19 protein-coding genes, 2 tRNA genes and 2 rRNA genes are annotated in these 26,282 nt (G+C 61.9%); 3 read left to right on the top strand and 20 right to left on the bottom strand.

The window, feature by feature from the left end:
* Positions 1-149 precede the first annotated feature (149 nt).
* The 13 genes from BPHYT_RS23805 to BPHYT_RS23740 form a co-directional block, all read right to left on the bottom strand.
* Positions 150-3,029: ribosomal RNA gene (locus BPHYT_RS23805) — 23S ribosomal RNA — on the bottom strand.
* Positions 3,030-3,350: 321 nt separating this feature from the next.
* Positions 3,351-3,426 (bottom strand) — tRNA-Ala (locus tag BPHYT_RS23800).
* 68 nt (positions 3,427-3,494) lie between these two features.
* Positions 3,495-3,571, bottom strand: a tRNA-Ile gene (locus BPHYT_RS23795).
* A 79-nt stretch (positions 3,572-3,650) separates the two neighbouring features.
* Positions 3,651-5,183: ribosomal RNA gene (locus BPHYT_RS23790) — 16S ribosomal RNA — on the bottom strand.
* The 16S and 23S rRNA genes sit together here with 2 tRNA genes alongside, the layout of an rRNA operon.
* A 601-nt stretch (positions 5,184-5,784) precedes the next feature.
* Positions 5,785-6,345, bottom strand: a complete 561-nt coding sequence (locus tag BPHYT_RS23785; RefSeq protein ID WP_012426674.1) for a phosphonate degradation HD-domain oxygenase — start codon at positions 6,343-6,345, stop codon at positions 5,785-5,787.
* A gap of 4 nt (positions 6,346-6,349) precedes the next feature.
* Positions 6,350-7,801: a phosphonoacetaldehyde dehydrogenase gene (gene phnY / locus BPHYT_RS23780; protein ID WP_012426673.1), complete on the bottom strand. Its 1,452-nt coding sequence runs from the start codon at positions 7,799-7,801 to the stop codon at positions 6,350-6,352.
* Positions 7,798-9,087, bottom strand: coding sequence for a phosphonoacetate hydrolase (gene phnA, locus BPHYT_RS23775; protein ID WP_012426672.1), 1,290 nt, complete (start codon positions 9,085-9,087; stop codon positions 7,798-7,800). Before phnA ends, phnY begins: the two co-directional genes overlap by 4 nt.
* A 56-nt stretch (positions 9,088-9,143) precedes the next feature.
* Positions 9,144-9,878, bottom strand: a complete 735-nt coding sequence (locus BPHYT_RS23770; RefSeq protein ID WP_012426671.1) for a phosphonate utilization associated transcriptional regulator — start codon at positions 9,876-9,878, stop codon at positions 9,144-9,146.
* 82 nt (positions 9,879-9,960) lie between these two features.
* The gene (gene phnV / locus BPHYT_RS23765; RefSeq protein ID WP_012426670.1) at positions 9,961-10,824 is read right to left on the bottom strand and encodes a 2-aminoethylphosphonate ABC transport system, membrane component PhnV; all 864 of its coding nucleotides are present in this window, start codon (positions 10,822-10,824) and stop codon (positions 9,961-9,963) included.
* Positions 10,814-11,770 carry a 2-aminoethylphosphonate ABC transporter permease subunit gene (locus tag BPHYT_RS23760; protein ID WP_012426669.1) on the bottom strand — a complete coding sequence of 319 codons (957 nt, stop codon included), beginning with the start codon at positions 11,768-11,770 and terminating at the stop codon, positions 10,814-10,816. The genes phnV and BPHYT_RS23760 overlap by 11 nt, the downstream gene beginning before the upstream one ends.
* Entirely contained in the window at positions 11,748-12,848 is a 1,101-nt protein-coding gene (phnT, locus tag BPHYT_RS23755) for a 2-aminoethylphosphonate ABC transport system ATP-binding subunit PhnT (protein WP_012426668.1), read from the bottom strand. The genes BPHYT_RS23760 and phnT overlap by 23 nt, the downstream gene beginning before the upstream one ends.
* A gap of 125 nt (positions 12,849-12,973) precedes the next feature.
* Positions 12,974-14,062, bottom strand: a complete 1,089-nt coding sequence (gene phnS, locus BPHYT_RS23750) for a 2-aminoethylphosphonate ABC transporter substrate-binding protein (RefSeq protein WP_012426667.1) — start codon at positions 14,060-14,062, stop codon at positions 12,974-12,976.
* 716 nt (positions 14,063-14,778) lie between these two features.
* Entirely contained in the window at positions 14,779-15,534 is a 756-nt protein-coding gene (locus BPHYT_RS23740) for a DeoR/GlpR family DNA-binding transcription regulator (protein ID WP_012426666.1), read from the bottom strand.
* A gap of 185 nt (positions 15,535-15,719) precedes the next feature.
* On the opposite strand from BPHYT_RS23740, the gene BPHYT_RS23735 reads away from it, so the two are divergent.
* Together BPHYT_RS23735 and BPHYT_RS23730 are read left to right on the top strand one after the other, a co-directional pair.
* Entirely contained in the window at positions 15,720-17,279 is a 1,560-nt protein-coding gene (locus tag BPHYT_RS23735; protein WP_012426665.1) for an ABC1 kinase family protein, read from the top strand.
* A 133-nt stretch (positions 17,280-17,412) separates the two neighbouring features.
* A complete protein-coding gene (locus BPHYT_RS23730) occupies positions 17,413-18,285 on the top strand; it encodes a DMT family transporter (RefSeq protein WP_012426664.1) in 873 nt (290 codons plus the stop codon).
* Positions 18,286-18,546: 261 nt separating this feature from the next.
* Here the strand turns inward: BPHYT_RS23730 and BPHYT_RS23725 are convergent, their stop codons facing one another.
* Positions 18,547-19,617, bottom strand: a complete 1,071-nt coding sequence (locus tag BPHYT_RS23725) for a L,D-transpeptidase (RefSeq protein ID WP_012426663.1) — start codon at positions 19,615-19,617, stop codon at positions 18,547-18,549.
* A 245-nt stretch (positions 19,618-19,862) separates the two neighbouring features.
* On the opposite strand from BPHYT_RS23725, the gene nadE reads away from it, so the two are divergent.
* Positions 19,863-20,723 (top strand): ammonia-dependent NAD(+) synthetase, encoded by an 861-nt coding sequence (nadE, locus tag BPHYT_RS23720; RefSeq protein WP_012426662.1) that lies wholly within the window; start codon positions 19,863-19,865, stop codon positions 20,721-20,723.
* A 91-nt stretch (positions 20,724-20,814) separates the two neighbouring features.
* Here the strand turns inward: nadE and BPHYT_RS23715 are convergent, their stop codons facing one another.
* The 6 genes from BPHYT_RS23715 to BPHYT_RS23695 form a co-directional block, all read right to left on the bottom strand.
* Positions 20,815-21,081 carry an RNA-binding protein gene (locus tag BPHYT_RS23715; protein WP_012426661.1) on the bottom strand — a complete coding sequence of 89 codons (267 nt, stop codon included), beginning with the start codon at positions 21,079-21,081 and terminating at the stop codon, positions 20,815-20,817.
* A gap of 5 nt (positions 21,082-21,086) precedes the next feature.
* The gene (locus BPHYT_RS38765; RefSeq protein ID WP_012426660.1) at positions 21,087-21,245 is read right to left on the bottom strand and encodes a hypothetical protein; all 159 of its coding nucleotides are present in this window, start codon (positions 21,243-21,245) and stop codon (positions 21,087-21,089) included.
* 279 nt (positions 21,246-21,524) lie between these two features.
* On the bottom strand, positions 21,525-21,875 hold the full coding sequence (locus BPHYT_RS23710; protein WP_012426659.1) for a hypothetical protein: 351 nt from the start codon (positions 21,873-21,875) through the stop codon (positions 21,525-21,527).
* Positions 21,876-21,988: 113 nt separating this feature from the next.
* Complete coding sequence (locus tag BPHYT_RS23705) at positions 21,989-22,642, bottom strand: hypothetical protein (protein ID WP_012426658.1); 654 nt, start codon at positions 22,640-22,642, stop codon at positions 21,989-21,991.
* Positions 22,643-22,903: 261 nt separating this feature from the next.
* Positions 22,904-24,565 (bottom strand): S10 family peptidase, encoded by a 1,662-nt coding sequence (locus BPHYT_RS23700; RefSeq protein ID WP_012426657.1) that lies wholly within the window; start codon positions 24,563-24,565, stop codon positions 22,904-22,906.
* Positions 24,566-24,635: 70 nt separating this feature from the next.
* Positions 24,636-26,195, bottom strand: coding sequence for a S53 family peptidase (locus tag BPHYT_RS23695; protein WP_012426656.1), 1,560 nt, complete (start codon positions 26,193-26,195; stop codon positions 24,636-24,638).
* Positions 26,196-26,282 lie beyond the last annotated feature (87 nt).

Genomic DNA, 26,282 nt, shown 5'->3' with positions numbered 1-26,282 from the left:
GTTTCTGGTGATGCTCACCAGGGGTGAAGCGTTGGGGTTGTGTTGATTCTGGCACAACACGATCACTGAACCTGAGTGTTCCTGCCCCCTTCGGGGGTTGACCTGAGTAAGCGCTGAAGCGCTAACTCATGTCGAAACACACCTGTTATAGGATCAAGCCTTACGGGCAATTAGTATCAGTTAGCTTAACGCATTACTGCGCTTCCACACCTGACCTATCAACGTCCTGGTCTTGAACGACCCTTCAAGGGGCTCGAAGCCCCGGGGATATCTCATCTTAAGGCGAGTTTCCCGCTTAGATGCTTTCAGCGGTTATCTCTTCCGAACATAGCTACCCGGCGATGCCACTGGCGTGACAACCGGTACACCAGAGGTTCGTCCACTCCGGTCCTCTCGTACTAGGAGCAGCCCCCTTCAAATATCCAGCGCCCACGGCAGATAGGGACCAAACTGTCTCACGACGTTTTAAACCCAGCTCACGTACCTCTTTAAATGGCGAACAGCCATACCCTTGGGACCGGCTACAGCCCCAGGATGAGATGAGCCGACATCGAGGTGCCAAACACCGCCGTCGATATGAACTCTTGGGCGGTATCAGCCTGTTATCCCCAGAGTACCTTTTATCCGTTGAGCGATGGCCCTTCCATACAGAACCACCGGATCACTATGACCTGCTTTCGCACCTGCTCGACTTGTCGGTCTCGCAGTTAAGCACGCTTATGCCATTGCACTATCAGCACGATTTCCGACCGTACCTAGCGTACCTTCGTACTCCTCCGTTACACTTTGGGAGGAGACCGCCCCAGTCAAACTGCCTACCATGCACTGTCCCCGATCCGGATTACGGACCAAGGTTAGAACCTCAAACAAACCAGGGTGGTATTTCAAGGATGGCTCCACGCAGACTGGCGTCCACGCTTCAAAGCCTCCCACCTATCCTACACAGACCGGTTCAAAGTCCAATGCAAAGCTACAGTAAAGGTTCATGGGGTCTTTCCGTCTAGCCGCGGGGAGATTGCATCATCACAAACACTTCAACTTCGCTGAGTCTCGGGAGGAGACAGTGTGGCCATCGTTACGCCATTCGTGCAGGTCGGAACTTACCCGACAAGGAATTTCGCTACCTTAGGACCGTTATAGTTACGGCCGCCGTTTACCGGGACTTCAATCAAGAGCTTGCACCCCATCATTTAATCTTCCGGCACCGGGCAGGCGTCACACCCTATACGTCCACTTTCGTGTTTGCAGAGTGCTGTGTTTTTATTAAACAGTCGCAGCCACCAGTTTATTGCAACCCCTTCACCCTTTGCGCGCAGGCGCATCAGGCTACAGGGGCGTACCTTATCCCGAAGTTACGGTACCAATTTGCCGAGTTCCTTCTCCCGAGTTCTCTCAAGCGCCTTAGAATACTCATCTCGCCCACCTGTGTCGGTTTGCGGTACGGTCCTGTTAAACTGAAGCTTAGAGGCTTTTCTTGGAACCACTTCCGATTGCTTCTTCACCGAAGTGAATGGCCTCGCACCCTTGAATTCCGCGCCCGGATTTGCCTAAGCGCCTTCTCCAATGCAAGGACCGGGACTTCCAACACCCGGACAACCTTCCGCGATCCGTCCCCCCATCGCATTTAACAATGGTGCAGGAATATTAACCTGCTTCCCATCAGCTACGCATTTCTGCCTCGCCTTAGGGGCCGACTCACCCTACGCCGATGAACGTTGCGTAGGAAACCTTGGGCTTACGGCGAGGGGGCTTTTCACCCCCTTTATCGCTACTCATGTCAGCATTCGCACTTCCGATACCTCCAGCACACTTTTCAATGCACCTTCGCAGGCTTACGGAACGCTCTCCTACCATGCACATAAATGTGCATCCGCAGCTTCGGTATATTGCTTAGCCCCGTTACATCTTCCGCGCAGGACGACTCGATCAGTGAGCTATTACGCTTTCTTTAAAGGATGGCTGCTTCTAAGCCAACCTCCTGACTGTTTTAGCCTTCCCACTTCGTTTCCCACTTAGCAATATTTGGGGACCTTAGCTGGCGGTCTGGGTTGTTTCCCTCTTGACACCGGACGTTAGCACCCGATGTCTGTCTCCCGTGATTGCACTCTTCGGTATTCGGAGTTTGCTATGGCGTAGTAATCCGCAATGGACCCCACAACCATGACAGTGCTCTACCCCCGAAGGTGATACACGAGGCACTACCTAAATAGTTTTCGGAGAGAACCAGCTATTTCCAGGTTTGTTTAGCCTTTCACCCCTATCCACAGCTCATCCCCTAACTTTTCAACGTTAGTGGGTTCGGACCTCCAGTACGTGTTACCGCACCTTCATCCTGGCCATGGATAGATCACCTGGTTTCGGGTCTACACCCAGCGACTGAATCGCCCTGTTCGGACTCGCTTTCGCTACGCCTGCCCTAATCGGTTAAGCTTGCCACTGAATGTAAGTCGCTGACCCATTATACAAAAGGTACGCCGTCACCCCTTGCGAGGCTCCGACTGTTTGTATGCATGCGGTTTCAGGATCTGTTTCACTCCCCTCCCGGGGTTCTTTTCGCCTTTCCCTCACGGTACTGGTTCACTATCGGTCGATCACGAGTATTTAGCCTTGGAGGATGGTCCCCCCATCTTCAGACAGGATTTCACGTGTCCCGCCCTACTTGTCGTACACCTAGTTCTTCCTCGCTGTTTTCGTCTACAGGGCTATCACCTGCTATGGCGGCACTTTCCAGAGCCTTCGACTAACAATGAAGATAAAGAGTACAGGCTGGTCCCATTTCGCTCGCCACTACTCTGGGAATCTCGGTTGATTTCTTTTCCTGCGGTTACTTAGATGTTTCAGTTCACCGCGTTCGCTTCTCATGACCTATGTATTCAGTCATGGATGACCCATTCGGGCCGGGTTTCCCCATTCGGATATCGGAGGATCAAAGCTCGTTTGCCAGCTCCCCTCCGCTTTTCGCAGGCTACCGCGTCCTTCATCGCCTGTGATCGCCAAGGCATCCACCACATGCACTTGTTCGCTTGACCCTATAACGGGTGTGTCTCGCACGCCCTTCACTGGGAAGGACCGTGGCTGCCACACTCGCTACAGGTTGAGTATTCGTGTTGCGCCGTATTCCAAAGCAATCTTTCGATCACCTTTTCATACATTGATACAATCACAACCCTGATTCACCTACTCGCACACCCATCTCTAAGCATGCTTTCGTGAATCTCTTTACTACTTCTTCCTGATTGTTAAAGAACGACAGCCGATATCATGGTTGCTATAACCATGTATCACTCTGACTGGCTCAATCGCCAATGCACAGCACTCTGCTTCTCACAGCAGCGCTACGCATTGAGGATTGGTGGAGGATGACGGGATCGAACCGACGACCCCCTGCTTGCAAAGCAGGTGCTCTCCCAGCTGAGCTAATCCCCCAGTCATGCACAGACCATCATCTGTTGCCACTCAGGGGTTTTGCCGGTCAGCCATCGCAGACAAGACAATGGTGGGTCTGGATGGATTCGAACCATCGACCCCCGCCTTATCAAGACGGTGCTCTAACCGACTGAGCTACAGACCCCTGAGTCTGTCTGCGTTTCTGTCTTTAATTCACAGCCGATAAGCGTGAGCGCTCAACACGATTGACACGTGAGCTCGAGAAAGGAGGTGATCCAGCCGCACCTTCCGATACGGCTACCTTGTTACGACTTCACCCCAGTCATGAATCCTACCGTGGTGACCGTCCTCCTTGCGGTTAGACTAGCCACTTCTGGTAAAACCCACTCCCATGGTGTGACGGGCGGTGTGTACAAGACCCGGGAACGTATTCACCGCGGCATGCTGATCCGCGATTACTAGCGATTCCAGCTTCACGCACTCGAGTTGCAGAGTGCGATCCGGACTACGATCGGTTTTCTGGGATTGGCTCCCCCTCGCGGGTTGGCGACCCTCTGTTCCGACCATTGTATGACGTGTGAAGCCCTACCCATAAGGGCCATGAGGACTTGACGTCATCCCCACCTTCCTCCGGTTTGTCACCGGCAGTCTCCCTAGAGTGCTCTTGCGTAGCAACTAGGGACAAGGGTTGCGCTCGTTGCGGGACTTAACCCAACATCTCACGACACGAGCTGACGACAGCCATGCAGCACCTGTGTTATGGCTCCCTTTCGGGCACTCCCACCTCTCAGCAGGATTCCATACATGTCAAGGGTAGGTAAGGTTTTTCGCGTTGCATCGAATTAATCCACATCATCCACCGCTTGTGCGGGTCCCCGTCAATTCCTTTGAGTTTTAATCTTGCGACCGTACTCCCCAGGCGGTCAACTTCACGCGTTAGCTACGTTACCAAGTCAATGAAGACCCGACAACTAGTTGACATCGTTTAGGGCGTGGACTACCAGGGTATCTAATCCTGTTTGCTCCCCACGCTTTCGTGCATGAGCGTCAGTATTGGCCCAGGGGGCTGCCTTCGCCATCGGTATTCCTCCACATCTCTACGCATTTCACTGCTACACGTGGAATTCTACCCCCCTCTGCCATACTCTAGCCCGCCAGTCACAAATGCAGTTCCCAGGTTAAGCCCGGGGATTTCACATCTGTCTTAGCGAACCGCCTGCGCACGCTTTACGCCCAGTAATTCCGATTAACGCTTGCACCCTACGTATTACCGCGGCTGCTGGCACGTAGTTAGCCGGTGCTTATTCTTCCGGTACCGTCATCCCCCCAGGGTATTAACCCAGAGGTTTTCTTTCCGGACAAAAGTGCTTTACAACCCGAAGGCCTTCTTCACACACGCGGCATTGCTGGATCAGGCTTGCGCCCATTGTCCAAAATTCCCCACTGCTGCCTCCCGTAGGAGTCTGGGCCGTGTCTCAGTCCCAGTGTGGCTGGTCGTCCTCTCAGACCAGCTACAGATCGTCGCCTTGGTAGGCCTTTACCCCACCAACTAGCTAATCTGCCATCGGCCGCCCCTGTAGCGCGAGGTCCCGAAGGATCCCCCGCTTTCATCCACAGATCGTATGCGGTATTAATCCGGCTTTCGCCGGGCTATCCCCCACTACAGGACACGTTCCGATGTATTACTCACCCGTTCGCCACTCGCCACCAGGGTTGCCCCCGTGCTGCCGTTCGACTTGCATGTGTAAGGCATGCCGCCAGCGTTCAATCTGAGCCAGGATCAAACTCTTCAGTTCAAACCTGTTACTGTTTTTCGGTTGTTTTACCAACCGGTCGCTCACTCAACGTACTGACGAATGATCTCTCCATCTTTCAATGGAAAAACCTTCCTTTCATTACTGTGTGAGACTTGATACTTTCGCTTCCAGCAAACCCCGAAGGATCCACTGCGCGTCGCGCATCAAGCGCCCACACTTATCGGCTGTTAATTTTTAAAGATCGATTCCGCATTCACTACCAAACCGGCACCGCACGCCGCTGACATCAATCATCAGCATTCCAACTACCCGGCACCGCTTCGTTCTGCGTCGCTGCATCAGCAGCAGAGAAACGAGATTATGGAGAACTTTCGCTACGCCGTCAACAGGTTTTTCCAACTTCCTGAACCTGCCCGCTTCGCTGAAAGCCTTGCCACTGCTGGCTCTCCCGCTCCCCGTGCCTCGTTGTCCGAAGCACGAAAGAGCGAGATTCTAGCGACCCGCACACCGCCTTGCAAGCGTTATTTTGATAGACATGGAATGCGCCAAAAACGGCGCGAGGACGACGAGAAAAACGGACACCCAGCGCGGGCAAAAAGAACCAAAAACCCACAATCCACTAACAGCCTCAAAAGCACAATCACACAGCCGCGTGCTTAAGCATCACTCGTTCGACAACACCTAAATAGTGATCGATATCCGGCGTAGCACGATTCTCTTCCTTGGCAAGATCGTCCCATCTACGCAGACGCAATGCGTCTTCCGCGTAGGGCTTTTGCAGGAATGCCTCAGCTTCCTCCTTACTAAAGATGCCGCCCTGCAATTCCAAGCTCCGCACCGAATCAGCGGAGAGCTGGCCGAAATACGTGTCGTCGATGGCGCACAGGCAGCGCTTGGCGTCGACGTGCAAACGGATCGGCTCCAACACCGCGTTCGGCAAAACCGGCCGCAAGAACGGCAACGCGAAATACTGATGCAGATCGTCGATGCCCCGCTCTGTCGGCGTCTCGCCCTGGAGATTGAGCAGGTGGCCGAGGTCGTGCAGAAACGCCGCGGCAACCAGTTCCTCGTCGGCGCCCGCCTCTTCCGCCAACAAACCGCTCTGCAACGCATGCTCGAGTTGCGTCACCGGCTCGCCGCTGTAAGCCAACTGGCCGTACTGCTCGAACAGGGATCGAATATCCTTCACATCCAATGCCACACGCTTACTCCCACGGTAATGAAAAGGTCTTCAGATTGGTAAAGCTCTTCATGGCTTCCTGAACGCCTTCCTTATAGCCGAGCCCGGAGTCCTTGATGCCGCCGAACGGCGTCAACTCGATCCGATAGCCGGGCACCTCCCACACGTTGACCGTCCCCACGCGCAATTCGTTGATGAAGCGCGTGATCGCATCCTGCCGGTTCGTGCACACGCCCGACGACAGCCCGAACGCCGTACCATTGCTGATGCGAATCGCGTCGTCGATGGTGTCGAAGGTGATGATCGGCGACACCGGCCCGAAGGTCTCTTCGCGCACCAATGTCATCGATGGATCGACGCCGTCCAGCACCGTCGGCGCATACAACGCGCCTTTGCGCTGATTGCCAATCCGCAGACGCGCCCCGTTCGCCACCGCCTCATTCACACGCGCCTCGAAAAGCTGCGCCGCGGCGACGTCGATCACGGTGCCCATCTGATTCGACGCATCGAACGGATCGCCGAAAGACCAGGCGCGCGTCTTTTCGACGACTAGATCGGTGAAGTCCGCGGCCACGCTCTTTTGCACCAGCATCCGCTTGACCGCGGTGCAGCGTTGCCCGGAGTTCTTATACGAGCCTTGCACGGCGAGCGTCGCCGCGCGTTCGAGATCGGCGTCGTCGAGCACGATCAGCGGATCGTTGCCGCCCAGTTCCAGCACCACGCGCCGGTATGCCGCCTTGCCCGCAATGTATTTGCCGATCGCCACGCCGCCTGTGAACGTGACGAGCTCCGCCAATGGATGCGTGATCAGCTCATCGGCGATTTCGCGCGGATCGCCGGTCAGCACCTGCAGCATTGGCGCAGGCAGACCGGCTTCGTACAGCACGTCGGCGAGATAAAGCGCCGAGAGCGGCACCTTTTCCGACGGCTTCAGCACCACGCGATTGTTCGTCGCGATGGCCGGCGCGATCTTGTGCGCGACCTGGTTCATTGGATGGTTGAACGGCGTAATCGCGACGATCACACCCGCCAGCGGCTCGCGCTGCGAAAACACGCGACGCTTCTTGCCATGCGGCGTGAGATCACAGGAAAAACTCTGGCCGTCGTCGCGCAATGCTTCGATCGACGCAAACTTCAACACGTCGGCGACGCGGCCGATCTCATAGCGCGAGTCCTGTTTCGACAACCCCGACTCGAGCGAAATCAGATCCGATGCCTCTTCGGTCCGCTCGCGCATGAGCGAAGCCGCGCGCTCCAGAATCTGCGAGCGTTCGTAACGCGTGAGCTTCGCTTCATAGGCCGCGGCGTATTCGAACGCGGCGCGCACGTCGTCGACGCTCGCCAGCGGGACCGTGCCAACACGCGTTCCCGTGTATGGATCGAACACGTCGAGCGTGCGCGAGCGCGTCACGCGCTCGCCTTTGAGCCGCAGCGCTTCCGCCCGAAAAGCCGGATGGTCCCGCAGCACGGTATTCATGATGACGACACGCGATTCAAGGCGATGTCGAAGATATCGAAGTTGCGCAGTCTCTTGCCGCTTTCGCCACCGCTGGACGGCAACGCTTCGACACGCCGGTTGAACAGCAGCGGCACTTCCTGCTCGGAAATCCCGCCATGCGAGCGCAACGGCACCGTCAGCCCGGACAGATCATGTTCCGCGCGCCGCGTGCCGAGCACCACATGCTTGGTGCTGACCACGACGATATCGCCGACGCGATCGTTCGGCAGTTCGAAGCGCTCGCAGGCCGCCGCGTTGTCGAGCACGGTATCGATCCCCTGCAAGCCGCCGATCCGCTCGATCACCTGCGCGACGCTCACATCGCGCGGCAGATAAATCGTCGCGAACGAGCCGAGCGCGCCGTGATGCACCACATACGGATCCGTGATCGGCAGAATGACACGCGCGCGGCCATGGCCGAGCCAGTCGTCGAGCACGTCCTGCAAATAGATCACGTTCGGCTCGCCCGTCTGCGGATCGTGCTTGGCGTTCATACCGTGATCGGCGGTCAGGCCGATCACCCAGCCGAGCGCGTCGAGCTTCGCGAGGTAGCCGTCCATCATCGCGTAGAAGGCGTTCGCGCCTTCGGTACCCGGCGCCCATTTGTGCTGGATGTAATCGGTGGTGGACAGATACATGAGGTCGAGCTTGCGCGTTTGCGCAAGCCGCACGCCGGCCGCGAACACGAATTCGGACAGCCCGGCGCTATACACATCGGGCACCGGCATGCCGACCAGATCGAGCACTTCGCCGATGCCGTTTTCCTCGAACGTCACCTTGTCGGCTTTTTCCGCCGAGAAGCAGATGCCTTTCAACTGCCAGCCGAGCAGCCGGCGCAATTTGTCTTTCGCGGTGACCACGGCGACCGCGGCGCCGGCTTCGGCAGCAGCGGCCAACAGCGTGCCGGCGCGCAGGTAAGCGGGATCGTTCATCATCACTTCCGCGCCCTCGCCGCCGTTCGCGTCCGGGTCCCAGAAGTAGTTGCCGCATATGCCGTGCACCGAAGGCGGCACGCCGCACACGATCGACAGATTGTTCGGGTTGGTGAACGACGGGATCACGCAGTCGCCCTTGAAGGCGGCGCCGCCCTTGAGCATCTTGCCGATGAACGGCGCGACGCCCGCCGCGACCGCGGCTTCGAGATAATCGAATTCGCAGCCGTCGACGCACACCACCACCGTCGGTTGCGAGGGCAGCCGGTAGCTGCGGCCGTTGACTTCGATCGTGCGTTCGCTTGTGCTCGTGCTTATGCTCGTATTTGCCATCGTTACCTTCCATGCGTGCCGGGCACGCGCGTTGTAGTCAGTTCGCTGCAACCATCTCAATCATTCGATGCCGCCGGCACCCGCACTACGTTCAACGGCCCCGCCGTTTCGCACGCCGCGTGAGCGCGCTGCAAGCCGCCGTTCACATGCGCATGCATCAGCGCCGCGGCATGCTCGGCGTCGCGCGAAGCCAGCGCCTTCAGGATCGCGCGATGCTCGGCGAGCGAGCGCTCCATCGCATCTGCATGCACCACCAGCGCGGCACGTCGAAACAGACTCAATTCGCACACCAGCCGCCGGTACGTTTCATACAGTTTCGAATTGCCCGACGCCGCCACCAACGCATCGTGAAACGCCACATTCGCGCGCGCATAAGCGTCGTGATCCTCGCCGTCGAGCGCCGCGCGCATCGCGTCGAGCCAGTCTCGCAACACCGCGAGCTTGCCGGCATCGATGCTCGCCGCCAGCATCCGGCACGCCGCCTCTTCGAGCACGGCGCGCACCGCGTAAATCTCATCCGCTTCCGCCAGCGACACCGTCCGCACGAACACGCCGCGATTCTTCTCGGTACGCACGAGTCCGGCCTGCTCCAGCGCGCGAAACGCCTCGCGCACCGGACCGCGCGACACCTGCAGACGCGTGGCCCAGTCGGCTTCGTTGAGTTTGTCGCCGGGCGCGAGCGCCCCGTCGATGATGTGCCGTTCGATTTCGTCGCGAACCAGCGTCGTGAGCGAATGCCTGCGCACAACCTCAATCGGATCGACAGAAGCAGTTTGCATATATTCGGTCATTTTGACAAATTTCGCCACATCGATATGTGTATGGGCTTGCGCGCCGTCATGGCACGCAAACACAACGATCAGGATTCGGGCGTCAGTCGACCCGACGGCGCGGGACGCGCGCCGCGATCAGCAGCAGCGCAGCGAGCGAGACCAACAAAAGAATTAGCGAAAGCGCGGAGGCCGGCAGGTAATAACCGCGCTCGACCTGGCCGACGACCACGATCGGCACCGTCGCGAATCCGGGTGGATACACGGTCAGCGTGGCGCCGAGTTCGCCGAGCGAGAGCGCGAAGCCGAGCGCAAGACTGGCGCGGATGGCCGGCACCAGTTGCGGCAGCACGACACGGCGCAACACCATCGAAGGCGGCGCACCGAGGCTTGCCGCGGCTTCGCGCAAAATCGTCAGCTCCGGGCGCAATGCGGCGGCGGCGCAGCGGTAGCAAAACGGCAGCACCAGCGCCAACTGCACGAACACGACGATCGCCGCCGAACTCGACAGATCGAACGGCCGCTTGTGATACGCGATCAGCACCGCGAGCCCGAGCACCACGCTCGGCACGCCGTTGGGCATCATCGCGATGGTGTCGACGATCGCGCCGAGGCCACGGCGGTCGCGCCCTTCGAGCGCCAGCGCGAGCCACAGGCCGAGAATCGTACCGAGCACCGCGACGCCCATGCCGATTTCGAGGCTGGTGGTGAGCGCGTCGAAGTCGCTCGAACCGAGGCGCTCGAACCAGCGCATGCTGAAGCCGTCGGGCAGGATCGTGCCGGACCAGTGCGCGGCCACGCTCGACAGTGCGACGACCAGCACCGGCAACACGAACAGCCAGAAGCACAGCAACGCGGCAAAGCCGAGAAACAGGCCGCCGAGCATGCGCACCACCAGGCTGCGGCGCACCGGCCGCGCTTTCTTATGCATGACCGGCAAAACGGTCGGGTCCAGTTCAACGGCCATGGCCCGCTCCTTTCACCTTGCGACGGTTGACCTGGCGGTACAACGCGTACAGCGACAAAGACATGATCAGCATCACGACCGCGCCGGCGGCGGCGGTCGGCAGATCGAGATCGACGGTGGCGGAACTGTAGATCGCCACCGGCAGCGTGATCAGATGCGCGCTGCCGAGCACGAGCAGAATGCCGAACTCGTTGAGCGTCAGCAGAAAACACAGGATCGTGCCGGCGGCGATGCCCGGCCACGCGAGCGGCAGGATCACCTTGAACGCGACCATCCAGCCGCTCGCGCCGAGGCTGCGGGCGGCTTCGATCAGACGCATGTCGAGCGTGGCGAACGAAGCGAGCGTGGGACGCACGACGAACGGCGCGTAGAACACGACCTCCGCGAGAATCACGCCGCCCACGCCGAACAGGAAATCGAGCGGCGGCGCCTGCATATGAAAGAGCCGCTGCAAGCCGATGCTGACGGAGCCTTGCGAGCCGTACAGAAAGATCAGTGTGAAGGCGACCAGAAACGACGGGAACGCCACGAACAGTTCGAGAAAGCGCGTGATCATCCGCGCGCCGGGAAACGGCTTGAAGAACAGGATCGACGCCAGCGCGACGCCGAGCAGCGACGCGAGCCCGGCGCTGGCGAACAGGATCCACAGCGTCGTGCCGATCACGCCGCTCGTTTCCGGGTTACTGAAGAACGCCGAATAAGCATGCAGGCTCAAGCCGTGAGGACCGGTCAGGCTCAGCAGCACGAGACGCACGAGCGGATAGACGACCAGCGGTCCGAGCACCACCACCAGGATGAACAGCAAATGCCATTGCGCTGCGCGTTCGCGACGCTTCACCGCGGCCGTATGCGAAGCGGCGCTGGCGCTGCGGCGCACGTCGGCTGCGGCATCGGCGGCAGCCGAGCCTAGCGGGTTCGGCGTATCAGGGGTTGATAAGGACGACATCGTCAGCCTCGTAACGCAGGGAAATACGCGCGCCCTTCTCCGGCATCATGCCGTGACCGCGCTGCATGGTGACGAGCACCGCCTCATTCGGCATGGCGTCCAGCGCGACGGAGACCGACAAAACCGCGCCGTACCATTCGACCGAGGTGATCGCGCCGTGCAACTGCCCTTCGCCGAGCGGCACGACACGCAGCGCCTCCGGACGCAGACAGGCCACGCGATCGCGCTCGTTGTAGCGTGCGTCGTCCATGCTGAAGGCGACCTGCGGCGGCAGCAGATTGGCCGCGCCCAGATAACGCGCGACGAAGCCGTCGGCCGGCGTGTCGTACAGCTGCTGCGGCGTGCCGAGTTGGGCGATGCGGCCTTCGCGCATCAACAGCGTGCGGTCGGAGAGCACCAGCGCGTCGTCCTGATCGTGCGTCACGCAGACGATCGTCAGATTCGGCAGGCGCTCATGCAGTGCCTTGAGTTCGGAACGCACCGACGCGCGTAGATTGGCGTCGAGTGCGGAAAGCGGTTCGTCGAGCAGCAGCACATCGGGCTCGATCACGAGCGCACGCGCGAGCGCCACGCGCTGCTGCATGCCGCCCGACAACTGCGCGGGCATCACGTGGCCGGCGTCGCCGAGTTGCACGAGTTTCAGCGCGTCGGCGACGCGCCGTGCGACATCTTTGGACGGCGTGCGGCGCGCGCGCAAGCCGAAGGCCACGTTCTCGAACACCGACAGATGGGGAAACAGCGCATAGCTCTGGAATAGCAGACCGAGATTGCGCTTATGCGGCGGCACGTGCGTGAGATCGTGACCGGCCACGGTCAGCGTGCCGGCCAGTCCGTCCGCTTCGATAAACCCGGCGATGAAACGCAACAACGTCGTCTTGCCGCAACCGCTGCGGCCGAGCACGGTGAGCAATTCGCCGCGCTGAATGGTCAACGACAGATCGTCGAGCACCGTGCGCGAACCGAAGCGCACCGTCAGATGATCGATCTGCACGCCGCCCGGCGTAGTCGAACGCGCGGCGTCGAGCGCGTCCGGTGCGGCGCCGAGCGCGCCGGGTTGAGCAAGACTGGCGGTATTCACCGGGTTCATCCTCCAACTGGATTAATGCTGACGCGGCGCCCCGGTTTCGCCGTGGACGCCGCCTGATTCTGCGACGTCACGCGGCCTGATGCGCCCGTGACGTCGATAACGCGACGAACGACGGGTTACTTCGGTTTGACCACTTCGATCTGCTTGCCCGACGAACCGATCACGTCGCTCTTCCAGCGCGCGGTCCAGTCGGCCTTCTTCGTCATAACCTGATTCCAGTCCACCGGAATCAGCTTCACGCCGGCGATGGCCTTCTTGACGGCTTCGCCGTTCTTGCCGGTGAGCGGCACGTCGGTACGGCCCGGAATGCCGAAGATGTCCGGCACTTTCGCCTGCACTTCCGTCGACATCAGGTAATCGATCAGCTTCTTGCCTTCCGCCTGGTTCGGACCGTTCTTGATCAGGCCGATCGCGTACGGCAACTGGAACGTGGTCGGCTGGCCGCCTTCATGTGCGAGGAAGATCGGCTTGAGCGACAGGCCGCCATTGGCCGCGTCGTCCAGATCCATTTGCAGGTCGCCGTTGGCGACCGCGATTTCGTTACGCGAGAGCAGCACGTCGAGGTAGCCCGTGCCCTTGGTGTGGAACTTGGCGCTGTTTTCGAGCTTCTTCAGATAATCGAACGCCTTGTCTTCGCCCATCAGCGACGAGGTCAGGATGATCACCGCCATGCCGTCGCCGGCCGTGGCCGGGTTCGAATAAGCGATCTTGCCGCTGAAGTCCGGGTGCAGCAGGTCGGCGAAGGTCTTCGGCTGGGTCTTGGTGACTTCCGGGTTGATCGCGAACGAGAAGTAGTTGTTCACGAAGGTCGCCCATGCGCCGTTCGGCGCCTTGGCGATCGCCGGCACGTTCTTGTAGTTGGCGCTCTGATAAGCCTGCAGCAGGCCGCTCTGGTCGGCTTGCTGGATGAACGGCGGCAGCGTGACGAGCACGTCGGCCTTCGGCTGATCCTTTTCGATGGTGGCGCGGTTCACCACTTCGCCACTACCCGCCGTGACGATGTTGACCTTCACGCCTTCCTTCTTTTCGAAGGCCGGCAGCACGTCCTTGTAGAGGTTCTCGAGGCCGTCAGCGGTGTACAGCACCACGGCGTCGGCCGCGTGCGCCTGCATGGCCGTGGCGCCGAAGGCTGCCGCGGCGACCAGCGCCGGCAGCAGTTTGCGTGCGAGGCCGGCCGTGGCGTGAAGGGAATTCGTCTTTGTCATGTCGCTTTCTCCGAAAGGCAAAAAACCAGACGGTCGGGAGATCCCGATACCTGTTGTGATTGAATTGTGACTGAGCGGCGGTAGCGCCGCGCCGCTTGCGTGTTGCCCGCATCAAGCTGTTGTGCAGATTCATGCGGATTGCAGATTGCCAACAACTTTGCTGCCTTCTTGTCGCCTCTTTCCAGCCTGACTCACAGCCCTGCTACGACACTCGCGCCGCCGGCCATGCCTGAATGGGCACGGCAAGGATCACAGGTTTCCATGACAACGCCATGACGATTCTGCCGATTTCCAAAAAATGACACAATTCGCCAATAATATCCAAATCGCTTTCGATCGCCCGGCGTGCGCGGCGCTCGTTCAGATAGCGACGAAGGCTCGCGCGATGGCGGGAACCGCGCCGGTCCTGCCACGCCTCACAGCCTGTGTGCCGAGTCACCGCGATCCTACATGGCGAAAATGACGATGTATGCGTAACGCTTCGCGGTAGCGCTGCGTCTGTGGGCTGGTTCCGATCGACGGCGCGTATTGTGCCCGGCCAAGCGGAATATTGCAGCGGATGGGGATAGTGAAACGCGGCGCGTGTGCTGCATCGACGCGATCGAGGTTGACGTTCGCACATCGCGAGCCGCGGATCGGCCGCACCTTCAAGTGGCTCGGCATTCGATGCATGTAAATGGCGCGCCCTGCCCTGACAGGCAGTCAATGAGCGGCGCTCAGGCGATCAGGATTTCCGGGCCATGCGCCGCAATCGCCTTGCCGAGCGCGCGTTCGGGCGCGAGCTCCGTCACCAGATAACGTGTCGACTCGATACCGTTGATGCGCACCGGCGTCACACGGCCGAACTTCGAATGATCGGCGACCACCACCACCATGTCCGCCGCGGCGATCATGCGGCTGCGCACCTCGGCGGCCATGCGGCTGTAGTCGGTCAGATAGCCGTCCGGCGAAATCCCGCCCGCGCCGATGAAGGCGAAGTCCGCGTGATACTGCGTCAGTTGGTGGACGGTATCGAGCCCGAAGGTGGCGTCTTCTATGTCGGACAACTCGCCGCCCAGCAGCGTGATGCGGTTGTCGTTGCGGCGGCCGAGCAGCAGCGCGATCCGCCAGTCGTTCGTGTACACGGACAAACGGTGCCGGTCGAGCAACGCCCGCGCCACCGCCTGCGTGGTGCTGCCCGAATCGATGATCAGCGACGCGCCGTCCGGCACGAACTCCGCCGCGCGCTCGCCGATGGCGCGCTTCGCGCCGGCATTGGCGGCTTCGCGTGTATCGAGGTCGGGCTCGCGCCGGTCGCTCGACAACGCGCCGCCGTGAGTCGTGACCAGCAGGCCGCGCCCGGCCAGCGCGTTCAGGTCACGGCGAATGGTCTCGCGCGACACGTTCAGTTCGCGCACCAGCTCCGCGACCGAGAGCGCGCCGGTTTTGGCGACTTGCGCCAGGATGTATTGGTGACGTTGTTCTGCGAGCATCTATAAAAGGCCGGAAGCCGGCACGCTTGGGTTTCGCCACGGTTGGAGAAGGCCGGCGTATTGTATTACGCGTGACGCGGCGATGCTCCCCTTGCCGCGCTTACCTGCTAACCTGAACGCCCTGGCCGTGCGCGAATGTCCCTCGATAGAGGTGGACGCCGCGTGGTCCGTCAACCGAACTGCCGATGCCGCCACTGTTTCGCCGTCTACTGTTGCTGTTCCACGCGCTGCGTTACGGCGCGCGCCTGATCTGGCTTGCCGCGCCGCAAGACCACAAACTGCACTGGATGATCGAGCTGATCGGCCGCTTGCATACGGCCGAACGTAGCGACAAAAGCCTGAGCGGCGTGCTGCCGGCACTCGGACCACTGGCGGCCCGGTTCGCGCAAACGCTGGCCGCACGACCCGAACTCGCGGCCGGCACCTTGCACGACGCCATCGACGCGATCGATCACATGGAAGCCCCGCTGCCGTCGCACGAGTCCGAACAGGCGCTCGCGCGCGCTTTCGGCAGGCCGCTCGCCGCGCTGTTCAGCGCGGTGGATCTGGTGCCGGTGCGCGGCGGCTTCGCCGAGCAGACGCATCTCGCGCGGCTGCTCACGCCGGTGAACGGCCATCACGAAGTGGCGATCAAACTGGTGCGCGCCGACCAGTTGCAACAGATCGGCGATGAACTCGCGCTGCTGCGCTGGGTCGCGCGCTGGCTGGAGAAGCTCTCCGGCACCGCGCGCCGCCTGCAATTGCGCACGCTGGCGCAGACCTTCACGGACGACATCCTGCGCCGCTTCGACCTGCGCGCGGAAGCCGCCAATCTCAGCCAAACCGGCCATCATTTCGACGGCGACAAGCGCATCGTCGTGCCGGACGTGATCTGGGATCTCTGCACCGCTTACACGCTGACCGTGCAGCGCGTCAGCACCTTGTCGGCGAGCGATCTGCCCGGCTTGCACGCGCGTCACATCAAACTTGCGCCGCTCGCCGCGCATATCGTCGAAGTGGTGACCGAGCAGGCCTTTGAGCACGGCTTCTTTCACGCCACGCTCGACGCGCGCCGCGTACGCGTGAGCATCGAACCGGACACGCTGGGGCGTCTCGTGCTGGCGGAATTTTCGATCATGTCGAGTCTCTCGACGGGCGAGCGCGAATTCTTCGTGCATGGCGCGACCGCGCTCTTCGACCAGGACTACGGGCGGCTCGCCGAAATGCATCGCGATGCCGGACACGTGCCGCACGACACGCGCGCCGAGGTGCTCGAAGCCGAGTTGCGCTCGCGCGCCGAAGCGCATTTCGCGGCCGAGCCGGAAGACCGTTCAGCGGGTTCGCTGTTTCATCATCTGCTGCATGCGGTGCAGCCGTTCGAGGGCGGGGTGCCCGAGCGGCTCGCGACCGCGCAGCGTTCGTTTCATCAAGCGGAAATGCTGGCGCGCGCGCTGCATCCGGGCGTCGATACATGGAATATCACGCGCGACGTACTGGCGGATATCGCGCGGCGCGACGTCGATCACCGCGGCTGGCTCAAACGGATTGGACGCGAATTGCCGCATCTCGCGCATATGCTCCCGCGCGTGCCGCAACTGGCGGTTCGCTATCTGCAACACGAGCACGATCGAGCGCGTACGCCGCAGCAGAATGCGCAACTGATGGTCGAGATCGGCCGCGAATACCGGCGCACGCGTGTGCTGCTGTGGGCGTGCGCGGTGTGCGGCGGCGTGCTCGGCGCGGGGACGGTGCTGCTGATGTGGTGATGGTGTGATGTGCGGTGGTGCGCGGTTCAAACCACACTCTGACTCTGCCAACGCGTTTGGCCAATTGCAGTTTCGAGCAAGACGCGCGTTGCGTCTCCCGGCAAGATGGCGGCTTTTCTCTTAACGCTTGCCGATGCCCGCCTCCTTTATCGCCACTGTTTTCGTCGTGTTGTGGTCGACCGGTTTCGTGGTCGCCCGCGCGATCACGCCGTACGCGGATCCCAATCTGTTCCTGCTTGCCCGCTTCGGCGGCACGGCGCTGATATTCGCGCTGGCCTCGCTGTTTGCACGCGCCACGTGGCCGCGCGGGCGCGACTTCGGCAAACATCTGGTAGCGGGTGCGCTGCTGCAAGGTGTCTATCTCGGCGCGGGTTACTGGGCCGTCGCACAAGGCTTGAGCGCCGGCGTGATGGCTTTGCTCGGCGCGCTGCAACCGCTCGCGACGGCCGCGGTCGCCGCGCCGCTCTTCGGCGAGCGGTTATCGCGGCGCGGCTGGACGGGCATGGCGCTCGGTCTCGCCGGCGTCGTGCTGGTGCTCGAACCGAAGCTGACGGCGGCCACGGCGCCGACGCCGCACGGCAGCGCGCCCACCTGGCTGGTCGTGCTGATCTCGATCGCCGCGATCGGCGCGATTACGGCGGGCACGCTGTTCCAGAAGACTTCGCTCGCCAAGGCCGATATTCGCAGCGCGAGCGCAGTGCAGAACTTCGGCGCCGCGCTCGTCGCGGGCGTGCTTGTGCTTGCGCTCGGTGAACATCGCTGGATTGCGTCCGCCACGCTGTGGGGATCGCTCGCGTGGGGAATCGTGATGCTCTCCGGCGTTAGCGTGACGTTGCTGGTGTGGATGGTCAGACGCGGCGACGCGGCGCGCGCGACTGCGCTGATGTTTCTCGCGCCGCCGCTTGCTGCCCTCGAAGGCTATGTCGGCTTCGGCGAGACGCTGCTGCCGATGCAGATTGTGGGGTTTGCGGTTGCGTTGGTGGGGGTGTTGCTGGCGCGGTCGTGATGGGTGCGTGCTCGATATGGGCGAGGCGGGGGTGGTGTGCGGCGTTGTCGCGATGCGTGGCGTGGGTGCGATGCACTGGAAAGTCGCGGTGCGCGGCGGTCGCTGTGCGCGCCTTGTTTGCTGCGTGTGGCGCGGTCGCTGTGCGCGGCACAGTCGCAGTGGGCGGCGCACAGCGATGCGTGGCGCAGCCGCAATGCAGCGCAGTCGCAATGCACAGCGCAATCGCAATGCGCGGCGCAGTCGCGACGCCCCCGCCGCGAATCAATCCGCCGTGTCCGCTCCTGCCGGCAATTTAGCGCGCGCCTTGCTGCCCGGCGCCGGCGCCCACGCTGGGCGGCTCTTGCGCGCCGAATCCACCACGGCGATGTAACGCCCAGCCCACGGCGTCACCTGTCGGTCGCTTTTCAACACCCACAGCGATTTACCCGATTCGACGAGCGCGACATACTCGGCATCGAGAATGCCATAGTGATCGATAAACGAATTGAGCGACGCGGGAATGCGCACGCAACCTTTCGAGTGACGCATGCCCAGCAGCGATTCGAGATGGTCGGGGTCGGTGGCGTGCATCTGGAAGCGCATCTGCGACACGCCGCCCTTGCCCCAGCCGCGCTCACCCTGGGCCCAGCCGAGGTCGAAGATCCGCATATCACGCTTGCCGTAGCCGCGAATATGGTTTTCGTTCTGCGTGCCTTCCGAACGGAAATCCATGTTGGCCGGCGTGTGCTCGAATACGCCGAGCGGCGTGATGAAGTGGTCGTACTCGCCCGGCAGCCCGGTCGAAACCGGCGACGCCCCGATCATCTGCCAGGCGTCGGCCGGCGCGGCGCGAAAATAGATGAAGAGCGCCTGCACGTTGGCATTGCGATCGACCAGCACGACATACTCGCCCGACAGATCGCCGAGCATGTGCGCGCCGAGCACGGCTTGCAGCCGGTTGGCATAGGCTCGCTGCTCCGCTGCCGGCACATTCAGCGTACGCGTGACGTTCTGCGCGAACACCTCCCGCAGCATGAACGCGCGACGCGGATCGACCACGCCGGCGGCATCGGGCGCGGCGACAGCCGACGCATTGACGGCAGCCACCGGACGATTCACCGGCTTTGGCGCCGACACCGCGACGGGCGCCGAAGCTGCCATCGCCGCGCCGCATGACGCCATGCATAACGCGGCGCTCAGCGCACGCGCCCACCGGCGCAAAGAAGGCAATGCGCGCGCGATGCCCCGCACGGAAAGTCGATACGACATACACGACACGTCGGGCGGACGATTGACCGACGCGAAAAACAGACGGTCCATTACAGGCTGGCCAGGCCGGTTGGTGTGGTTCATCGCGTGTTTGAGCAAACCTGATTATTATTGACTGCTCGCCGGCTCACGCGGCGCTCTCAGAACGAGGATGTTACTAAGCACACTGCGATCTGTCGATGAAGATTCGTCGAATGATTGATACCGCTGTAATAACTGGACATCTTTGCAAATCAATGCGGCGGATTCAAAGCGGTGCGAAGGTGAATTGAACCCGGGCCGGTTACGGTTCGACATGTGCGCAAGCGCGCAAGGAGCAAAGAAGAATCATGACGCAACACGATCCAGTCGCACGCCAGGCAAGCATCTCTGAAGAAATGCACATCAGCGCCGAGTTCGATGCTGAATATGAAATCGAGCGCCGGGTTGCTTTCCTCGCGAATTATCTGCGTAGCAGCGGCCTGAAAACGTATGTGCTCGGGATCAGCGGCGGCGTCGACTCGACAACTGCGGGGCGGCTCGCGCAACTCGCGGTCGAGCGATTGCGCGCCGAACATTACGACGCGCACTTCGTCGCAATACGTCTGCCTTACGGCGAACAGAAAGACGAAGCCGACGCGCAGCAGGCATTGCGTTTCATTCGCGCGGACGAAAATCTCACCATCGATATCAAACCTGCGGCCGACGCCATGCTCGCCGCGCTGGATCAAAGCGGCCTGCTCTATAAGGACGAATCGCAACAGGACTTCGTGCACGGCAATATCAAGGCGCGGCAGCGCATGATCGCGCAATACGCGGTGGCCAGTGCGCGGGCCGGGGTGGTCATCGGCACGGATCACGCGGCCGAATCGGTGATGGGCTTCTTCACGAAGTTCGGCGACGGCGGCGCCGATGTATTGCCGCTCACCGGGCTCAACAAGCGGCGTGTGCGCGCGGTGTCCAAAGCGCTGGGCGCGCCGGAAGCATTAGCGCACAAGGTGCCGACCGCCGACCTCGAAATGTTGCGGCCGCAACGACCCGACGAGGACGCCTATGGCATTCCGTACGACGCAATCGACGACTTTCTGGAGCGCAAACCCGTGAGCGATGCGGCACGCGAGACCATCTTGCGCTTCCACGAAGTCACGCGTCACAAGCGCGCGTTGCCGTACACGCCGTTCGATTGGCCGGTGCAGACAAGCGGAGATTGAGAAAGGGATGGGTGTGCGGACGACGCGCCGGCACGCCGGCTTACGTGCGCTCTTGTCGCGCAACGCATTCAGGTGAATCGATCGCGCTGGGTTACTGAGGCGCCGGCGGTTCGTCGGTGAACAGATCGGCGCTGGCTTCAAGCGTCTGGCCGCCCAACTGCTTGCCGTGAATCTGCCGCGCGATCACTTCGCCGACATAGGGCACTTCGGCGTCCAGTTCGACCGTGGCGTACGCGCCGGGCTTACCTGCGTCGACGACCTCGATGTTCTTCGCGTAATGCCCAAGTTCGTGCTTGAGGAAATCCCGCACTTCCTGCTCGCTGCACGATTGCGCGATGTTGCGCACGATCAGGTTCATGCGCTCTACCCTCTGCGCGCGTTGCGGCCAGCGCCGCGATCCGCGGACTGCACGCGCACGGGGCGCAATGCGGCACGCTGTTTCGCCTGCACGGCAGCGAGTTGGCGGATCAACGCAGCGCCGGCGGCGCCCAAAGCGGCCAATGACAGATAGAAGGCGATCATTTAATTCTCCCCTGCGAGTTTCGTCCTGTACTCAGGATAGCCACAATCGACAGTAAAAGCGATGCAACACAGTGTCGTCAAAAAACGGGCTTAAATCTTGCCGTTAATGCACTGTACCTGAATAAGCGGCGTCAAAAATAGCAAAACAGCTGTTCATTTCCCGCTACAGACCCGGCAAACGCATCGAATGCGGACACTGAGCGCGAAAACCGGGCCGCGCCGCGCATCGCCACGGCATCCTGCGAGGGACCTGCGCAAAAGGCGGACTGGTTGTCGCGATCAGTCCGCCGCTTGCACGTTGGCCGAGCTCACCCACCATGCATTCCTGCCCTGCGGCAGTTGAACCAGCACCGCGGACGGATCGTCGACGCCGTCGTCAGCGACTTCGCATACGGCCAGGCCGTCAGGCAGGCGCTTCACCTCGCCGGCCGACTGGAACAGCGCAACACGTTGCGCGCTCAACGGCCGCAGTTGGCGGTACACGTCGAAGCTGATGGCCGCGGGCACATCGCCGCGAATCTTCAGCGTGTCGGCCTGGCCGCAATGCACCGGCTCGGCGGCGAGCACGGCAGTGCTGCCGAACACGCAGCCGATAGAAAGCGCCATGGCGGCAAGACGTAAATGGATCATGATGATTCTCCGAAAACTAGATGGGGCCGCGGCCTGCGAGTTGCAAGCCGCGCGGCTGAATAGCTGTTAAATGCGCGTGAACGAAGCAGGCGCCGCACACAAGCCGACCGGCTTCACGGCGGGCTGTCGCGGCCGGCGCCGCGACCGTCGTTGCCGCCGGTCGCCACGTCGAGCCGGCTCACGTCGCAAGACGTTTGACTGAAGCCCGAATAAACCACCGACCAGTTGCCGATAATCGCGGCTTGTGCTTCGGCGAGGCTCAGTTTGCCTTCGCAGACGCAGCGCTTGAGCATGACCGCCGCGCGCGCCTTGCGGCGCTCGCCCTGGTGGCCTGCCCACGGCAGAAGATCGAGATTGGCGGGCGCGTCCGGCGAGCCGCCGAGCACGATCGGCACGCGGCGGTCGAGCGCGAAGGTGGCGCCGTTGTCCGTATCGATGCCGCGCGCGGCAAGCATGCGGTCTTTGTGCGCCATCAGTTCGTCGAACGGCGGCGCGACCGTGTCCGCGTAACCGGGACGGCAAATCGTGTCGCCGACCGATTGCTGCGTGACGCGTTCGTCGAGCATGCCGGCGTTCTGCGCGCGAGCGTCGCCCATGCGTAGCATCACCAGCGCGGTGAAGCCGAGCGCAAGCGCAAAACGTATCCTGCCGAGATGACGCGCAACGCCGCGCCGGCGCGCAAGCGCCGGCAAAGCCGTGTCGTACGTACTGCTGGTCGCGTCGCTGGAATAGCTGGCGCGACGCCTGTCTGCAATGCCTGCGTTCATTCGTCGGCGCGCCGGGAGCGGCACGCAATAGTTCAATTCGCAGACTAATTAAAACACATTCAATATGGATAAGTAAAAAAGCCTGCCTATGCGCGGTGCGTGCATAGGCCGCGCTTAGCGGATTTCGCGGGCTGAGGAGACCGGCGGCGCTACCGTCACGCTTCGCCAGTCGCAAACGCCTGATTGTCGCGATGCAAAGGCATCCCGCATTGCGCCGCGTCTGCGACGCGGCGCAATGCGATCCGATCCGTCAACCCGCAGCTACTGCGCCACACGCGCCTGCAATGCGCGGATACGAAGCAGCGCCTGCGTATTGGACACCGTCGTGTCGTACATCTTCGCGAGATCGGCCTTCAGCGCGGTGCGCGATCCGCCGTCGAGATAAACCATATGCCCCGACGGATAAAAGCGCGCCGACAGATTCTGCCGGACCTGCTGGCTGAGCAGCGGCATTTGCTGTAAATCGAGCACGGTCTGATAAAACGGCGTGACGAAATCGAAGAAGCCGTTGGCCGACAGCACCTTCAGGTCGGGATTGAGCGCCATCACGGCAGCCAGGTCCCCGGCGGTGTACAGAATGATGTTGCCCTTCGAGTCGACGCCCTTCTGCGCGCCGGTCGGATCGATGTGACTGAAGTCCCAGTACTTGAAGGCCTGGTCGTTCAGATCCGTGAACGACGAATTCGACGTGTACTTCAGTTGCTCGTTCAGATAGACGTTCCACATCGTCGTGTAGACGCCGGTCACCGCCGTCATGGTCGGGTCGTTGCCGCCGGAATTCGGGTCGATCTTGCCGGCAATGCCCGTGCCTATCGCCGTCACACGGCCGTCGTACTCGCCGAGCGCAAGACCCTTGGATTTCAGCAGGGTGGTGAGGAACAACGAATTGCCCCGGCTGTCGTACGAGGCGACATCCAGACTCCACGCGAGCAAGGTCGTTTTGTCGATGCCCGTGTATTCGCTGAGCTTTTCGACCGTTGCCGCGTCGGTGGTCGGAAACTTACGCAGCGCGGCCAGATAGTCCGTGCGCGCGAACTGCGCGACTTCTTCGGCGAACGTGCCGAGGTCGGTCGGCCGCGGCGCGATGCCGAGCTTCTTGTGATACCACGCGTCCGCGGCCGCGGTGGGCAGCGCGCCCACCGGGTTGCCGGCCTGCGTGTAATCGAGAATCGACGATTGCAGCGTGATGCCGTTCAGATCCACGCCATCTTCGTGCAAACGGTACGCCAGCACGCAACTGCGCGCCGTGCCATACGACTCGCCGAACAGGTACTTCGGCGAATTCCAGCGGTTGTTCTTGGTCAGAAAACGCTTGATGAACTGCTTGATCGAGTCCGCGTCCTGGTCGACGCCCCAGAAGTCGCGGTTCTTCTTCGGCGCGATCGCCGCCGAGTAGCCGGTGCCGACCGGGTTGATGAAGACGAGGTCGCTCTTGTCGAGCAGGCTGTCCGGGTTGTCTTCCATCGAATACGGCGCGGGTGGCGTGAAGCTCGGCATCGACGTCTTGATGCGGCGCGGCGCGAACGAGCCCAGCAGCACGAAAACGGACGACGACCCAGGCCCGCCGTTATAGAAGAACGTGACCGGCCGGGCTTCTTCCTTCTGATTGTCCTGCGTGAACGCCACGTAGAACATGCGGGCTTCCGCCTTTGAACTACTCGGGTCGACGATGACGAGGTGGCCCGCCGTCGCCGTGTAGTCGATCTTGTGCCCGCCGATGGTGACCGAGTGGTGCGTGATCGCCGCGCTTTCATCGGTTTCGGTCACGGAATCATCCGGCCCGTTGCCGTAAGCAACCGGGTCGAAGAACGGCTGATCTTTGGCCTTGTGCGGCGCGCTGGCCGGCGCGGGCGCGGGCGCGCCTGAAGCATGCGAATTGTGCGACGGCTGCGGACTAACAGAAGCTGACTCGGTATTCGTCATGATCGCTCCATGGGTTCGTTCACGTCTTTTGTGGCGCCCCGAAGGATTTCCTGCGGGGCGCGTTTGCAGACTATAGTGCGGCCGCCACCTTCTGACCATTGGGACTGCCGAGCCCCGTGCAGGCATCCCAACCCGGGGACGCCGCGAAACTGCCGTTGTTGCCTTGCGTGATGTCGTTGCACGCGCCCGTCGCCTTATACAGCTTGGGGTTGATGAAGCCGGCCGGCTGCCCTTTCGCCGCGTTGATGCGCGCGATCAGCGCGGCCCACAGCGGCGCAACCGCGCTGGTGCCGCCGACCACCGTCTGCGTGCCGTCGATCAGGACACTGTAGCCGGTCACCGGCGATGCGTCGCCCGCCACGTCCGGCACACCGCGCCCGCCGAGCGCTTTCTTGCCGCCCTTCGTCGACGTGGCGGACAAGCCTTTCTGCCACACCGGCACCGGGAAAGCCTGGCTCACGCCGCCGCCGGTCGCGCCGCCTTGCGCGCCGTCGTTCCAGACCGCCTCGTGCGAGATCGAGGTGCCCGACGCGGTGAGACTCGTGCCGCCGCAGGCCAGCACATAGGGGCTCGACGCCGGGAAGTCGACCTGATCGCCGCTGCCCGAGCCGTCGCTCGAACCGCTGTCGCCCGAGGCCGCGCAGACCGTCACGCCAAGCGTTGCCGCCGACTGCAGCACGCTGTTGAAGGCCTGCAACGACTGGCTGGTCCAGTTCGACTCCGGCCCGCCCCAACTGATCGAAATCACCGAGGGCTTGTTGGTCGTGTCGTGCACCGCGCGGCTCACCGCGTCGATAAAGCCGGCGTCGCTGTTCTGCGTGAAATACACGGCGATCTCCGCCCCGGGGGCGATCGCGCCGACAATTTCGATGTCGAGCGTGACTTCGCCGTCCGGCCCGTTCGGGTCGCCAGTGGGCTGGTTGCTGCCCTGATCGACGCCGACCGACTTTACCTTGGGCGAGGCGACGCCGAGGCTCGCGAAATAGGACTTGAGATCGCTGGCGTTATACCCGCCGCCCAGCTCGATGATGCCGACGCACTGACCGCCGCCGTCGCCTTGCGGAAAATGGTAGAGCGAGGCGAGTTGCGGCGGCGTGAACGAAACCTGATGACCGCGAGCCGCCTGGAACGGCGGCCGGATGCGAAAGTGCGGCCGCGCCTGCGGGCGGTCGTCGAGGCCGAGCACGGCCTGCACCACGCCGTGCAGATCGTCGGGCACGCTGATCGTGCCGGTGCGGCCGCGGAACTGGCCGGACGTGTGATGTTCGTAATGTTCGAGCTTGACGGCGAACGCGTCCTGGAATTGGGCAATCGTGCCGCTCAGCAGGACCGTGCGCGCAGCCGGATCTTCGCGCACCACGGTCAAACCGTGTGCGGCGGCGAAGGCCTTGACCTTGGCGATGTCGTCCGGCGCGGCGCCGTAGTCCTTCGCGAGCGTCTCGCGCGACAGCGGCTTGACACTGGGATCGCCCGCTTCGATCTTGCTCATCAACGCGTCGAACTGCGCCTGCTGCTGACGGCGCAACATGACGAATACTTCGATCCGCTCCGCCGGATCGCATTGCCCCACGACTTTCGAACCCTGTTCCACTGTTCGCTCACTGCCTGGCAGCGGGTGCTTATTGACCATGGTGTCGACTCTCCAGTTAGCGTGACGGCGGATTCCACGAGCTGGATCCACGCGCCACGCGCCTCTCACAACCTCAGCGCCTGAAGG

Origin of the sequence: Paraburkholderia phytofirmans PsJN (assembly GCF_000020125.1) — a bacterium.
GTDB classification, from domain to species: Bacteria; Pseudomonadota; Gammaproteobacteria; order Burkholderiales; family Burkholderiaceae; genus Paraburkholderia; species Paraburkholderia phytofirmans.
This window is presented reverse-complemented; position numbering and strand designations above follow the sequence as displayed.